Below are 13458 nucleotides of genomic sequence, written 5' to 3'. Positions count from 1 at the left end.
CATTTGGGATAGGTATAATAAAGGTGGATTTGCTTTAGTTGTTAATCCTAAAAAAGAGCTAAAACTTTTCAAACTAAACACTCCAAAATCTTTATATTTTGATTTTAGTCCTTTTAGTTTGTATTAATTTTATACAATTTACAATCATTCCAATGCAGAATAATATTCAATTAAAGAGTAAAAAAATGCGGTTGTCTGTCTAATATTTTTGCAGCAACTTGGCATTATGATACTGATGGTTGCACTAAAATTTATGCTTATGGTTCGGATATTAAGTGAATGCAATACGCATAGAGAATTTTATAAGAATCTGGTCTTAATGCAATTTGTAAAATATTGGGGGTATTGTAAATGAAAATTTGTGGATATTTGCTCACACCTCAAGAAGTTTATAAAATGAATAGAACGCAATCTTATGATAAAACAAGAATATTGCTCAATTAAATCCCAAAATAATATTTCCATTTTGGCTTAATTTCAAAAAGGAACGGAAAACAAAAATCATAAACTTTTTGATTGTGAAAGATCTTTGGAGTTAAAGTTATTTTTTAACCATTTATTTGGTTTGTTTTCTAATTCCTCGTTTTTTTGCTCTTTTAGTTTTTCTAACTCTTGTTTTAAAAGCTCTTTTTCGTTTTTTTGGACTTCGTATCCTTTTAGACAAATCATTTAAAAGTGTTTCTAAATCTTTAAGTGCGGTTTCTTTTGTATTTTGCTTTAAATCGCTTAATTCTTTAAAAAATTCTTTTGGGTAACCCTTACCAATGCTTTGCTTTCTAAAGCCTTCTAAAATCGCTTTTATTTGCTTTTGTGGTATGGTTTCGTTTTCTAGCTCTTGTATTAATTTTTCCCTTTCCCTTTTCTCTGCTTCTTTCATTTGGGCGTATTTTCTGGGCTCTATGCGTTGTCTGCCTGTTAGTCTTTTATCCTCACCCCTTTGCATTTGTAAGATTTGGGCAGCTTCGCTTTGGATTTGGCTCATTTTTTATGATTATTCCACAAACCTCCTGCTCAAGTCCCCAAAATACTCTATCCGCCTATCGCGCAAAAAGGGCCACCACTGACGCACCTTCTCGCTCCTCGCCCCGTCAAGCTCAAGGATTTTCACGCACTCCTCCTCCCCCGCTCTGAAAATCTCCTCCCCCTGCGGTCCAAAAACAAAAGAATTCCCCCAAAATCTGATCCCATCCCCCACTCCACTCGTATCCTTTTCAAAGCCCACGCGATTGATGGCAATCACCGCCAAGCCATTAGCGATGGCATGCCCCCTTTGCACCCCAAGCCAAGCCTCAAGCTGTCTTTTTTTCTCCTCAGGCTCATCAGCGTCAAACCACCCAATCGCCGTGGGGTAGATCAAAATTTCCGCCCCCTTTAAGGCCATCAATCGCGCCGCCTCAGGATACCACTGATCCCAGCAAATCAGCACCCCAAGCTTCCCCACGCTCGTCTTAATCGGCTCAAAGCCCAAATCCCCCGGCGTAAAATAAAATTTCTCATAAAACTGCGGATCATCAGGAATGTGCATTTTGCGGTATTTGCCCGCCACTGAGCCGTCCTTTTCAAACACCACGGCCGTATTGTGATAAAGCCCAGCAGCACGCCTTTCAAAAAGACTGGTCAGCAAAACGATGCCCCATTCCCTCGCCACCCCTGCCCAAAATTTCACATCCCGCTCATAGTCCTCAGCGTAGGCGAAAAATTTCACATCCTCGCTCTGACAAAAATACTCATTTTGATGCAGCTCAGAAAGGCACACAAGCTCGGCTCCCTCCCTCGCGGCCCCTGCGATGAGTTCGCAAGTTTTTGCCCGCATAGCCTCTTTGCTGCCTTGATATTTTTGCTGGATGAGTGCGATTTTCATAGCCTTTTCCTTTCCTCTTCTTGATCATCGTAGGGGTCAAGATGAATTTGAAGCTCCCATTTTTCATCCTTGCAAAGGGCGCGGATACCCTCCTCGATCTCATCCGAAATCCTATGCGCATTCAAAAGAGAAATGATGGGACAAAAGACCAAATGCAAGCTCACATAATTGGTGCTTGGGGTTTTGCGCGTTTTGAGATGGTGGAAAGAAATGACCTCTTTATGACTTTCAATCAGCTCCTTAATCCGCCCAATTTGCTCATCATCCAAGGCCTTATCCATCAAAAAAGACAGGGATTTTTTAACGATACCAAACGCCGAATAAGCCGTGTAAAAACTCACAGCAATCCCAAAAATCGCATCGATGATGTGCCAGTGGGTGAAATGAATCAAAGCCAGAGCCAGCAGGGTGAGGGCATTGCTCAACAAATCGCTCTTATAATGCAAACAATCGCTCTCGACCACCAAGCTCTTGGTTTTTTTCGCCACATGAGAAAGGTAAAGCACCAGCAAAAATGTCAGAATAAGCGCAAAAATCATCACCCCCACGCCCAAATTCAAATCATCCACGGACTCGTTGTGATAAATTTTTAAAACACTTTGATAAAAAATGAAAATTCCCACAGCAAAAATAAAGCAGCCCTCCACAAAACCCGCGAGGGCCTCGATCTTTGAAAAGCCAAAATTATAGCGTGTGTTGGGCTTTGATGAGGATTTTTTGAGGGCTAGGAAATTGAAAGCAGAAATGGCAAAATCAATCATGGAATCGATAGCGCTTGCAAGCACCGCCACAGAGCCGCTTAAAATCCCGGCGATAAATTTCACAAAAGCCAAAAAAAAGGCACAAATTAAGGCGATAATCGTCGCTTTTTTAGCTAAATCCATCTCTCCCCCTTGAAGCGATTTTGACACGAGCAGTGCAATGAGCCGTTTTGTCTCAAAAACACCCGCGCATCCACGCCCACAACCCTACACTCTGGCAGGGCCTTTTGCAAGATGTCGCGCACAAGCTCGTCTTTTTCATCCTGATAAAAGGGCAGGATCAGGCCTCCATTGACAAAGACAAAATTCGCATAGCTAGCTCCCAGCCTCCTACCCTCGTAAAATAGGGGCTTGGGTAGGGGCACGGGGATGCACTTGAAGGGCGTTTTTAAAAGCTCGGCCTCCATAGCCTTGAGGGGTAAAAAATGCGGATCATCCTCATCCTCACAGGCGCAGTAGATGATGGTTTGTGCGTCAATAAAGCGCGCCAAGGTATCGATGTGATGGTCGGTATCATCGCCGATGATGAAGCCATTTTTCAGCCAAATGATGCTATGGAGTCCAAAAAGCTTCTTGAGCCTTGCCTCAAGCTCTGCTTTGTTGAGATGAGCGTTGCGCTTGGAATTTAAAAGGCAATGCTCGGTCGTAAGCATGGCGCCAGCTCCGTTAAAATCAACGCTTCCGCCCTCCAAAACCAAACCGACATCCTCAAGTCTGCTTTGGAATTTTTGTGAAAAAAGTTCGGCATTGAGGGCATTATCCAAGGCGCTTTCAAATTTCCCCCCCCAAGCATTGAAGGTGAAATCAAGGCTCTTCAGTCTTCCATTTTCCCACACATCGATCGCTCCAAAATCCCTAATCCAAGTGTCGTTGCAGGTGTATTGGAAAAATTCCACATTTTTAAAGCGCAAAAAAGGCTCAAAATCCTCCTCGCTGGGCGCGATGAGCAGGACCTTTTGAAAGGTGCTAGCAAGTTCCACAAAATCCTCATAAGATTGCAAAATTTCTGCTAGGTAGGGCTTCCAATCGGTTTTTTCATGCGCAAGAGCTAGGATCAGATAATCCTGCTCGCTCCACTCGGCTATGGATTTTATCATTTAAATAACCTTTTTGATAATAAAACCGCATTCTAACATTTTTTATTGTTTTGTCAAATTCAGCCCAAAATTTAAATTTTTACTGAAGATAAATGCTCATCTCCTCGCTCTTCAAAAGAATTTTACCCCCCTCCCTACTGAGTTTAAAATTCCCCTTAAAATGCGTGAGCAAAGCGCTTTCAAAGTCCATCAGCTCCCTAGGTTGGCAAAGCATTTGCGTCGCCGCGGCCCCATCGATTTGCACATTCTCCCCATCACTCTCATAAGCACCAAAAAAGCGATTGCACCCCGAACTCCCGTAGAATTTATCCTTTTCAAAGTTGATACTAGCGCCCTCCTCAGCACCCTCTGCCCTAAGCTCTTTTTGAGCAAGGATGATTTTTTCTATCTTCAAATTCTGCCCCACCAAAGAAGCCAAAACGCTAATTTGAGCTTGATTTTGCGTGAGGTTCGTAGGCTCCTTCGCACAGCCCATCAAAAAAGCCAAAAACAAAAGCGGCATTAAAAATTTTTTCATTCCCTCTCCTTTCAAAAATTTTCGCGATTGTGGCATAAATTTTTTAACACAACCTCAGTGCAAAAAGTGCCGCACCCCCGTAAAATACAAGGCCATATCGTATTCGTTCGCAGCAGCGATCACCTCATCATCCCTTATACTCCCGCCAGGCTGCACCACCGCGCTAACACCCACCTTAAAAGCTTCATCGATGCTATCCCTGAAAGGAAAAAAGGCCTCGCTAGCCAGAACACAGCCTTGCAAATCAAGCCCCATCTCCTCAGCCTTGCGCACAGCCGCCTTGGCCGCATCGATGCGACTGGTCATCCCCATCCCCACCGCAAGCATCGCCGCGTCCTTCACATAAACGACATTGTTGGACTTGGTAAAAGCAGCGATTTTAAGGGCGATGGCGAGGTCTCTTAGCTCACCCTCACTCGCCCCCCTCTTGCTTTTCAAAACGGCATTTTTGAGCTCATCCTCCCCCACCTCATCGCTCGTTTGCAGAAGAAAGCCTCCGTCAATGTGCCTAAAATCATAGCGGTCAAAATTCCGCACCAGATGAGAATTTTCTTGGGTAAAAATTTTAACCCTCCTCCGCCCCTCAAAAGCCTTCAAGGCCTCCTCTTTCACATTCGCCGCGATGATGAGCTCCACATAGCTTTCGTTGATTTTCTCCGCCAAAGCCTCATCCAAGGTCCCATTGATCGCCACCACACCCCCATAAGCGCTGATGCTATCGCACCGCAAAGCCTCCTCATAGCTTTCAAGCAGGGAATTTTTCACCGCAAAGCCACAAGGATTGCCGTGCTTGATGATAGCCACAGCAGATCTTTGGCCAAAAGCGGAGGCCAAATTCAAGGCCGCATTGATGTCGGTGAGATTGTTAAAGCTAGCCTCCCCCTTCAAGGCCTTAAAATTGAGGCTAAAAAAGGCCCCAAATTCATACAAGGCCCCCCTTTGATGCGGATTTTCGCCGTATTTTGTGTCCAAAACCTTACTCCCCGTGATGAAATGCCGCGCCCCAAAGCCCCCATTAAAACGCCCGTTCATGTAGTTGGCGATGTAGGCATCATAGGCGGCCGTGTGCTCAAAAGCCTTTATCATCAGCCCGCGGCGAAATTCCTCATCGTCCCTACCCTCCTCCAGCCTCGCAAGCACCCCCGCATAATCAGCCGCATCGCACACGACCAGCACGGATTTATAGTTTTTCGCCCCGCTTCTGATCATCGCCGGGCCGCCGATGTCGATATTTTCAACAATCTCCTCAAAATCATCGCTATGCATCGTGGTTTTTTGAAAGGGGTATAAATTCACACCCAACAAATCTATGCTCAAAATCCCATTTTCCCTAGCTTCTCGCAGATGATTCGCATCATCTCTTTTATGCAAAATTCCGCCGTGGATTTTAGGATGAAGGGTCTTCACCCTCCCCCCAAAAAGCTCCGCACTCCCGGTAAATGCGCTCACCTCCTCCACCCTTAGGCCCTGCTCTTTCAAAAGCCTGAAGGTCCCGCCCGTAGAAAGCAGCTCAAAGCCCAAATTCAAAAGCCCCCTAGCAAATTCCACCACGCCATCCTTATCGCTCACACTCAGCAAGGCCCTCATGGTTTTTTCGTTTTTGCAATCCCCCACTCATCACTCCTTTAAAATTCCAAGCCCTAGCGTTGCAAATGCTTTTTCACAAGCTCATAGGCCTCGTTGATTTTTTGAAATTTCTCCACGCCCTGCTTGAGCTCATCCTCGCTGACCTTGTTGGCGTTTAAAATATCGGGATGGTATTTTTTCGCCAGGGCCCTATATTGACGCTTCAGTGCGGATAAATCCGCCCCCTCATCAAGCTCTAAAAGCGCATAAGCCTCGCTCAAATCCATCGTCTTTCGCGTTTTTTTCAAGGCCCCAAGCTGGGCAATGCACTCCTCAAGCACCCCCAAAGAAAGCCCAAAAGCCAGGGTAATCTGCTCTAAAATTTCCCTTTTTTTCGCGTGGAATTCCCCGTCGATCAGGGCCATGAAAACAAGCACCCTAAGCACATTAAGGCGCTCGTTTTGAGGCAGGGGCACCTCCCTTAAAAATTCCTCCGCCACCAAGGAGGCATCGCTTAAATTTTCCTTATGCTCATTAAAACTCGCCTTTAAAAATTCTCTCTCCTTGGCGTCCTTAGCGTTGGCGTTTAAAAGCTCGCCGATCATATCCGCCTCTTGCTGGCTGATCCTACCATCGCTCTTTGCGATCTTGGCCAAAAGCGCGATGACATAGTAGTTCATCCGCCTTTTAAATTCCTCCACCCTCTCCTCCATCACACCCCGCACAAAGCCTCTGGCAAAGCCCTTGCTCCCGCGGCCTGCGGCGTTGAGAAACTCACTTTTTCCCCAAGTTTTATAAAACCAGTAAAAAACCAAAATCACCAAAAGGATTAAAATGAAACTCATAAAATTTGCTCCCTAAAACTCTCAAAATAAAGCCTCTCAAGCTCTTTTTTGCTCAAAGTTATGCTTCCCAAAGTGAACGCCTCCTCCTCCGTGCTAACCCCAAGCCTACAAGCTCTCACGCCCCAATTTCGCGCCAGGGTCAAAAATCCCTCATCCCTCACACCCACGATGGCCCTCCCCGGGCTCTCATCAAAAAGCAGGGCCTCGTTTTCGAAGGGATTTTCAAAAATTCCGCCCCGTTTTGAAAGAGCTATGATCTTTGCTAAGGCCAGTGCCACGCCCCCAGAGCCCACACTCAAAGCGCACTCCAAAAGATGCTTTTGATTGGCCTCAAAAAGCAAATTCCAAAGGGCAAGCTCGGCCGCATAATCAAGCGCCCTCAAGCTCCCCGCGACCTTGCCATCCTGCACCTTTGCCGCGAGTGAGGCAGCAAACGCGCCCTGCGTCCGGCCCAAGAGATAAAAGCACACCCCAGACTCGTTCGTGCTTGATTTTAGGGTATCCTCAGCATTTTCGAGCAGCCCCACGCCCACTATGGTAGGGCTTGGATGGATGCTCACCCCCTCGCTTTCGTTGTAAAGACTGACATTCCCGCTCACCACAGGGGCATTTAAGGCCCTGCAAGCCTCCTTGATGCCCTCGCAGCTCTTGGCAAACTGCCACATCACTTCGGGATTTTGCGGGTTGCCAAAATTGAGGCAGTCGCTGATCGCTAGAATTCTAGCCCCCGCGCAGGTGATCTTCCTCCCCACAGCGGCGACATTGTAGGCCGCGCCCAGCCTCGCATCGACATAGCTTAGGGAGGCATTGCACTCCACAGCCATCGCCAGGGCCGCGCCGTTTTCCTTCACGCGTATCACGCTAGCGCCCAGGGCCCCGTCTGCTTTGAGGGTGTTGGTTTGCACAGTGGCGTCAAATTGCTCGTAAATGAAGGCCTTGTTGTTGGCGTTTTCGTTTTTTAAAATTCTTTTCAAAAGCTCGTTGGGGCTTAATTTTAGCTCAAATTTATAGTCCCCAAGTCCAGCCAAATACCCAGGCTCACGCACAGGACGGTCTAAAATGGGAGCGTTCTCACTCAAAGGCGCGATGGGCAAGCAGCCCACAAGCTCACCGTGCCAAAAAAGCTCCATCTTCCCCGTGTCGGTAACCTCGCCCATCACCACCGCATCCAGACCCCATTTTTCAAAAATTTTTACCACCTCCGCCTCGTAGCCCTTTTTTGCACAAATGAGCATCCGCTCCTGACTCTCGCTAAGCATCAGCTCATAGGGCGTCATGCCCTCCTCGCGCATCGGCGTTTTATCAAGCTCCAAGCGCATCCCACTGCCGCTTCGGCCGGCCATTTCAAAAGCACTCGAAGTAAGCCCTGCCGCACCCATGTCCTGTATGCCGATGATGAAATCGCTCTTAAAAAGCTCCAGGCAAGCCTCCATCAAAAGCTTTTCACTGAAGGGATCGCCAATTTGCACAGTGGGACGCAGGGCCTTGCTGCTCTCGTTAAAGCTCTCAGAGCTCATCACCGCCCCACCAAGCCCGTCCCGTCCTGTCTTTGAGCCCACATAAATGACAGAATTTCCCACGCCCTCAGCCTTGGCGTAAAAAAGCTCCTCAATCTTGCAAACGCCCAAGGCGAAAGCGTTGACTAGGATGTTGCCGTTGTAGCACGCATCAAAGCCGCACTCCCCGCCCACAGTCGGCACGCCCGTGCAATTGCCATAGTGAGAAATCCCGCTCACAACGCCCCTGAGGAGGTATTTGTGCAAGGGGGCGTATTTGGCATCGTGGATGTCGCCGAATTTCAAGGAATTCATCCCCGCAACCACACGCGCCCCCATCGTGAAGACATCCCGCATGATGCCCCCCACACCCGTGGCCGCGCCCGCAAAGGGCTCGATGAAGCTAGGGTGGTTATGACTCTCAACCTTAAAAACCGCCGCGTAGCCCTTGCCGATGTCGATCACGCCTGCATTCTCACCAGGCCCCTGCAAAACCCAAGGCGCCTCTGTGGGAAAGCCGCTCAAATATTTCTTGCTAGATTTATACGAGCAGTGCTCACTCCACATCGCAGAAATAACGCCAAGCTCTAATAAATTGGGCTCACGTCCTAGAAATTCTAAAATCCGTGCGTATTCTTCATCGCTGATTTTGTGGGCCTTGATGATGGCTTTGTCCATTGTTTATCCTTTATTTTCCCAAACAAAAATTACTAAACATTTCATCCAATATTTCACTCCTTTGAAAATCCTTAGTGAATTTTGCCAAATGATCAAGGGCCACATTCAGCTCAAAGGCGAAAAGCTCCAAAACCCCACCATCAAGCAGTTTTTTAGCCCTCATTATCGCTCCGCTGGCTGATCTACAAGCCTCAATGAAGTCCATCGAGCAAGTCAAAAAACCCTCACCATCAAGGCCATTAAGATAGCTTTCTAGCTCGTTTTTAAGGGGCGCTAAGTCCTCTTTGGTGCTGATTTTGATGAAGGGAAAGCTGCGCGTGGGCACAAAAAGCTCCTGTAGGTCGCTTTTGTTGAGCAGGTAGAAGATTTTTGAAGGGCTGTTTTCAAGCAGGGCGTAAATTTGCCTGTCCTCATCGTCCTCAAGCCTTGAGGCGTCAAAAAGCGCGAGGATGATGTCCGCTTCTAGGAGCTTTTTTTTGCTCCGCTCTATGCCCCTTTTTTCGACCTCATCCTCACCCTCTCTGATGCCTGCTGTGTCGATGATTGTTAGCAAATGTGTGCCGAGTTTGAAATTTTCCTCCACCGTATCGCGCGTGGTGCCAGCAAGGTCTGAAACGATGGCCCTTTCGTAGGATAAAAGGGCGTTTAAAAGTGAGCTTTTGCCAACATTGGGCTTTCCAAGTATGAGGATTTTAAAGCCTTCCAAAAGCCCCTTTTTGCTCTGGGCTAGGCTGTGAATTTCGCTTAAAATTTTTGCATTTTCCTCGCATAAAGTGGCGATTTGTCGCAGTAAATCCTGAGGCAAATCATCATCCGCATAGTCGATGCTTGTCTCCACAAAAGCAAGGGTTTTCACCAGCTCGGCGCGAATTTTCTCCACCAATTCTCCCGTCCTGCCCTGCATATTTCTGGCGATGAGTTTGGCGGCGTGGTTGGATTTAGCTTGGATTAAATCCTGAATATTTAAGGCTTTGAGGGGAGTCATTTTGCCATTAAGGCAGGCACGTTTGCTAAATTCCCCCGCCTTCGCAAAGCAGGCCCCCAAAGCCGCAAGCTCTTCGAGTAAAATTTCACCCACAGTCGTGCCGCCGTGGGTTTGAAACTCCACCACATCCTCACCCGTAAAGCTGAAGGGCGCCTTAAAATATATGACGATGGCCTCGTCGATGAAGTCAAAATTTCGCGTGTAAAGTTTGCAAAAATGGGCATAGCGTGGGGTGAAATTTTGCCTTTGAGTGAGTTTTAAGCCCAGCTCCAAAGCCCTTTCTCCGCTCACTCTTACGATAGAAATCGCGCCCCTTCCGTAGGCGGTGGCTAGGGCGGCTATGGTCGGGTCCATCTTTTTTCAAAAAAATCATTGACAATGACGAATTTTTGGTCATTATTTTGCTTGATGCCGACATATTTGTGCGGGAATTTGGCGCGCAATTCTTCAAGGGCAATCTTTATCAAAACCCCATCAAGTGGCTTGGTCTGTCCCCTGCCATTTTGCTCCACCCTTGCAATCACACCCTCAAGATAAAGTCGCATCGCCTGCCTTTGTTTTTCTAAAAATTGTGCGATTTCAAGACGCACAAATAAGTTATATTTAAGATTGATCCAATGATGTAAAAGATAGGACAAAGCCCTGTATCTGTGGGCTTCCTTGCCTATCATCAGGGCCGCATCCTCACCGTCAAGATGGATAAAAATGCAAGTCTTATCCTGCATTTTTATGTCGATCAAGGCAATGTTAAAATGCGAATTTTTTAGGAGTTTTTCAAGCTGAATTTTAATTTCAAGCACGGTGTCGTCTGAATTTTTATCCTCCAAATCCTCCCTGTGAAAGCTATCAAAAATGGCTTCGTTTTTGACGATGTATTTTCGTTTTAGAGTGGGCGCTGGAGGCGTGTTTTGGTTGCTTTCCTCCTTGATTTTATGCTCTTCTTTTTTAAATTGAGGCGCTTCTTTTTCTTCGTTTTTGTAGAAAGCTTTCGCTTCTTTTTGAAGTGGCTTTTTTTTCACTTTTTTGTGGCATTCGATGATGGCATTTTTCCTCCCAAAGCCTAAAAAACCGCTTCTGTGCTGCTGCAAAATTTGATACTCCAAATCCATAACCGAGCATTCAAGCTGCCCAGAAGCCTCAATCAACGCACTTTGCAAATCCTTTGCCTCTATCCTCATTTTGTTTTCTCGCCTTCTTTTTTATGATGCTCTTTGGCAAAAATTTTATTGATGACCCATTGCTGCGCTAGGGAGCAAAGATTATTCACAAACCAATAAAGCGTAAGCCCCGCCGGAAAGGTGATGAAGAAAAAGGTAAAAATCACGGGTAAGAATTTCATAATCTTAGCCTGTATGGGATCTTGTATGGTCATGGGGGTGATGAGCTGCTGTAAAAACATGGTCGCGCCCATTAAAATCGGCAGGATGAAGTAGGGATCCATCACGGACAAATCGTGTATCCAAAAATCCCAAGGCGCGGCTTTGAGCTCGATGGTGTTGAGTAAGACGCGATAAATGGCGAAAAAGATAGGAATTTGCAAAAGTATGGGCAAACATCCGCTCATGGGATTTGCGCCGTGCTTTTTATAAAGCTCCATCATTTGCACATTCATCTTTTGCGGATCGCCCTTATAGCGCTCTCTGATCTCTTTCATCTTGGGCGCTAAATCCTTGAGCTTATTCATAGAAATCATCGATTTGTAAGTCAACGGAAAAAGAATAACCCGCACGATCAAAGTCAGCACCACAATAGCCCAGCCCCAATTGCCAATGTATTGATGCAAGAAATTCAAAAAGGCAAACATAGGCTTAGCGATGAAGGTGAACCAGCCAAATTCCACCACATCATCAAGCCTCTCATCGATGGCCCTTAAAAGGCTGTGCTCCTTAGCGCCTATGTAGGCTCCGGCCTTGAAATTATTGTGCGCGAAGGCGAAAATTTGCGGATTGTGCTTGTCATCTTTAGAAATGATGATGTTTAGGGGCCTGTCAAAATTGTAAAAAAAGCTCGCGTAATACCTATCAAAGGCCGAAGCGATGAAGGCCTGCTCTATCTTTTCGTCATTCTTCACGTCCTCATCCTCAAAGGTATGGATGGTATCCTTACCATCAAGCACTAGTGCCCCATGCACGGTGTAGGCATCCACAGCGACATCAGGCCTGGATCCGGGGGTGATGAAAAAGGGCGTGTTCTTACTGAGCCTGACCTCCACTTCGTAGTTTCCATTCGGGTGGAAGGTGAGAATTTTTTCAACCCTAAGCTGGGATAAATTTTGAGTCAGTTTTATCGTCTTGCTGGAATTTGCATCGATGAAAAGGGAGGCGTTATCGGCTGTGTAGGGGGTTTTATAGGCCTCTTCATTGATCTGAGCCTCGCTAAATCGTAGCTCGAGGGGGCGCAGATCGCTCGTTTGAGAGATGAGGTTGATCCTTTCGCCCTTTTCATTTTGGTATTTTTCATCCTTGAGGTAGAAGCTGGAAATACGACCCAAAGAGTCAAGCTCGGCCTGAAAATACTCGCTTTCTATTTTGGCGATGCTTTTGCTGGAATTGACACCCTGCTGGGGATTTAAATTTTGCTTTGTGGCGCTTGAAATTTGAGGCGCTTCAATGCTTGAGGTGGCGTTATGATTTTGCGTGATATTTTGCTCGACACCCAGCGGCTTTTTGGGTATGAAAAAATAATCATAAACGACAAAAAACACGAAAGAAAGTACAACGGCCAGTAAAATTCTTTTTTGCTGCAAAATGTTATTGGATTGATTCACGCTTGGATCCTTTTGAAGACAATTTTAATGAGATAAAAATCCCCGCCACCACGAGGCACATATAAGAATTTCAAGGGCTTTTGAGCTAAAAAAAACGGCTTGAAGCAAAAATTCGCAGGGCGAAATTTTTTTGAAATTTTAGGATAGTCAAAGCCACCTTTAAAGAGGGGATTGCATTTTAAAATTCTAAAAAATATCCGCACAAAGGCACGGAAGGGATGATTCTTTTCAAGCTGCCACAGCGCGTAATGGGAGCAACTGGGATAATACCGACAAACGGGGGGTTTGAGGGGGCTTAAAACGCTTTGATAAAAACGCAGCGAGGCTAAAAACGCTATTTTAAACATCGTATGTTACTCAAACCCCATTTTAAATTTTTTTCCAATGTCAAGAAGGGGTGAAGCGTGATTTCATTTTTGGCGACGAGGATATATTTTCCCGACTCAAGCCTATTTTCAAATCTAAAAAACAAGGCTCTTAAAAGGCGCTTGGCTCTGTTTCTCGCCACCGCTTTCCCGACCTTCTTACTCGCAACAACCGCCATCTTTTTCTCCGGACCCCGAAGGTAAAAAATAATCATCCCCTGACAATGCCACCTCTTACCCTCTCGATAAACTGTCGCAAATTCTTTGCTTTGCCTGAATTTTGAGAATTCCCTCACACAGCGAGTCTTTTTCTGCCCTTCGCGCGCCTTGCGTTGATGATCTTGCGACCGTTTTTGGTTTTCATACGCATACGAAAGCCGTGTGTGCGTTTTTTGGGAGTTTTATGTGGCTGATAAGTCCTTTTCATCGCTTTAACCTTAAAATAAAATTAAGCGAGTATTTTAATTCAAAATTACTTAAAATTGCTTTTAATATAAGAATAAATTTGCTAGATTTAGTG

14 protein-coding genes and 1 pseudogene are annotated in these 13458 nt (G+C 46.1%); 1 reads left to right on the top strand and 14 read right to left on the bottom strand.

Features of this window, described 5'->3' with window-relative positions; translation table 11 throughout:
• A pseudogene (locus Q4A73_RS03180) lies at positions 1 to 127 on the top strand (peptidase C39); the annotation flags it as partial.
• A 429-nt stretch (positions 128 to 556) separates the two neighbouring features.
• On the opposite strand, the gene Q4A73_RS03175 reads toward Q4A73_RS03180, so the two are convergent.
• The 14 genes from Q4A73_RS03175 to rpmH all read right to left on the bottom strand — a co-directional run bounded on the left by Q4A73_RS03175 (position 557) and on the right by rpmH (position 13365).
• Entirely contained in the window at positions 557 to 982 is a 426-nt protein-coding gene (locus tag Q4A73_RS03175) for a hypothetical protein (protein ID WP_303205988.1), read from the bottom strand.
• A gap of 9 nt (positions 983 to 991) precedes the next feature.
• A complete protein-coding gene (locus Q4A73_RS03170) occupies positions 992 to 1861 on the bottom strand; it encodes a carbon-nitrogen hydrolase (protein WP_303205987.1) in 870 nt (289 codons plus the stop codon).
• Positions 1858 to 2745, bottom strand: coding sequence for a cation diffusion facilitator family transporter (locus tag Q4A73_RS03165; RefSeq protein ID WP_303205986.1), 888 nt, complete (start codon positions 2743 to 2745; stop codon positions 1858 to 1860). The genes Q4A73_RS03170 and Q4A73_RS03165 overlap by 4 nt, the downstream gene beginning before the upstream one ends.
• Entirely contained in the window at positions 2736 to 3719 is a 984-nt protein-coding gene (locus Q4A73_RS03160; protein WP_303205985.1) for an agmatine deiminase family protein, read from the bottom strand. The genes Q4A73_RS03165 and Q4A73_RS03160 overlap by 10 nt, the downstream gene beginning before the upstream one ends.
• Before the next feature lie 79 nt (positions 3720 to 3798).
• On the bottom strand, positions 3799 to 4236 hold the full coding sequence (locus Q4A73_RS03155; RefSeq protein WP_303205984.1) for an META domain-containing protein: 438 nt from the start codon (positions 4234 to 4236) through the stop codon (positions 3799 to 3801).
• Between the two features lie 54 nt (positions 4237 to 4290).
• On the bottom strand, positions 4291 to 5823 hold the full coding sequence (purH, locus tag Q4A73_RS03150) for a bifunctional phosphoribosylaminoimidazolecarboxamide formyltransferase/IMP cyclohydrolase (RefSeq protein ID WP_303205991.1): 1533 nt from the start codon (positions 5821 to 5823) through the stop codon (positions 4291 to 4293).
• Between the two features lie 53 nt (positions 5824 to 5876).
• The gene (locus Q4A73_RS03145; protein WP_303205983.1) at positions 5877 to 6647 is read right to left on the bottom strand and encodes a molecular chaperone DjiA; all 771 of its coding nucleotides are present in this window, start codon (positions 6645 to 6647) and stop codon (positions 5877 to 5879) included.
• Positions 6644 to 8821 (bottom strand): phosphoribosylformylglycinamidine synthase subunit PurL, encoded by a 2178-nt coding sequence (gene purL / locus Q4A73_RS03140; protein WP_303205982.1) that lies wholly within the window; start codon positions 8819 to 8821, stop codon positions 6644 to 6646. The genes Q4A73_RS03145 and purL overlap by 4 nt, the downstream gene beginning before the upstream one ends.
• Before the next feature lie 10 nt (positions 8822 to 8831).
• Positions 8832 to 10160: a tRNA uridine-5-carboxymethylaminomethyl(34) synthesis GTPase MnmE gene (gene mnmE, locus Q4A73_RS03135; protein WP_303205981.1), complete on the bottom strand. Its 1329-nt coding sequence runs from the start codon at positions 10158 to 10160 to the stop codon at positions 8832 to 8834.
• Positions 10145 to 10984: a Jag N-terminal domain-containing protein gene (locus Q4A73_RS03130; RefSeq protein ID WP_303205980.1), complete on the bottom strand. Its 840-nt coding sequence runs from the start codon at positions 10982 to 10984 to the stop codon at positions 10145 to 10147. The genes mnmE and Q4A73_RS03130 overlap by 16 nt, the downstream gene beginning before the upstream one ends.
• Positions 10981 to 12573: a membrane protein insertase YidC gene (yidC, locus tag Q4A73_RS03125; RefSeq protein ID WP_303205979.1), complete on the bottom strand. Its 1593-nt coding sequence runs from the start codon at positions 12571 to 12573 to the stop codon at positions 10981 to 10983. Before yidC ends, Q4A73_RS03130 begins: the two co-directional genes overlap by 4 nt.
• Entirely contained in the window at positions 12570 to 12920 is a 351-nt protein-coding gene (yidD, locus tag Q4A73_RS03120; protein WP_303205978.1) for a membrane protein insertion efficiency factor YidD, read from the bottom strand. The genes yidC and yidD overlap by 4 nt, the downstream gene beginning before the upstream one ends.
• The gene (rnpA, locus tag Q4A73_RS03115; RefSeq protein ID WP_303205977.1) at positions 12908 to 13234 is read right to left on the bottom strand and encodes a ribonuclease P protein component; all 327 of its coding nucleotides are present in this window, start codon (positions 13232 to 13234) and stop codon (positions 12908 to 12910) included. The genes yidD and rnpA overlap by 13 nt, the downstream gene beginning before the upstream one ends.
• Entirely contained in the window at positions 13231 to 13365 is a 135-nt protein-coding gene (gene rpmH / locus Q4A73_RS03110) for a 50S ribosomal protein L34 (RefSeq protein WP_303205976.1), read from the bottom strand. The genes rnpA and rpmH overlap by 4 nt, the downstream gene beginning before the upstream one ends.
• Between the last annotated feature and the right edge of the window lie 93 nt (positions 13366 to 13458).

This window comes from Campylobacter sp. (assembly GCF_030528245.1).
Lineage (GTDB): Bacteria > Campylobacterota > Campylobacteria > Campylobacterales > Campylobacteraceae > Campylobacter_D.
The sequence above is the reverse complement of the archived record's forward strand: the minus strand, read 5'-3'. Positions and strand labels throughout refer to the sequence as shown.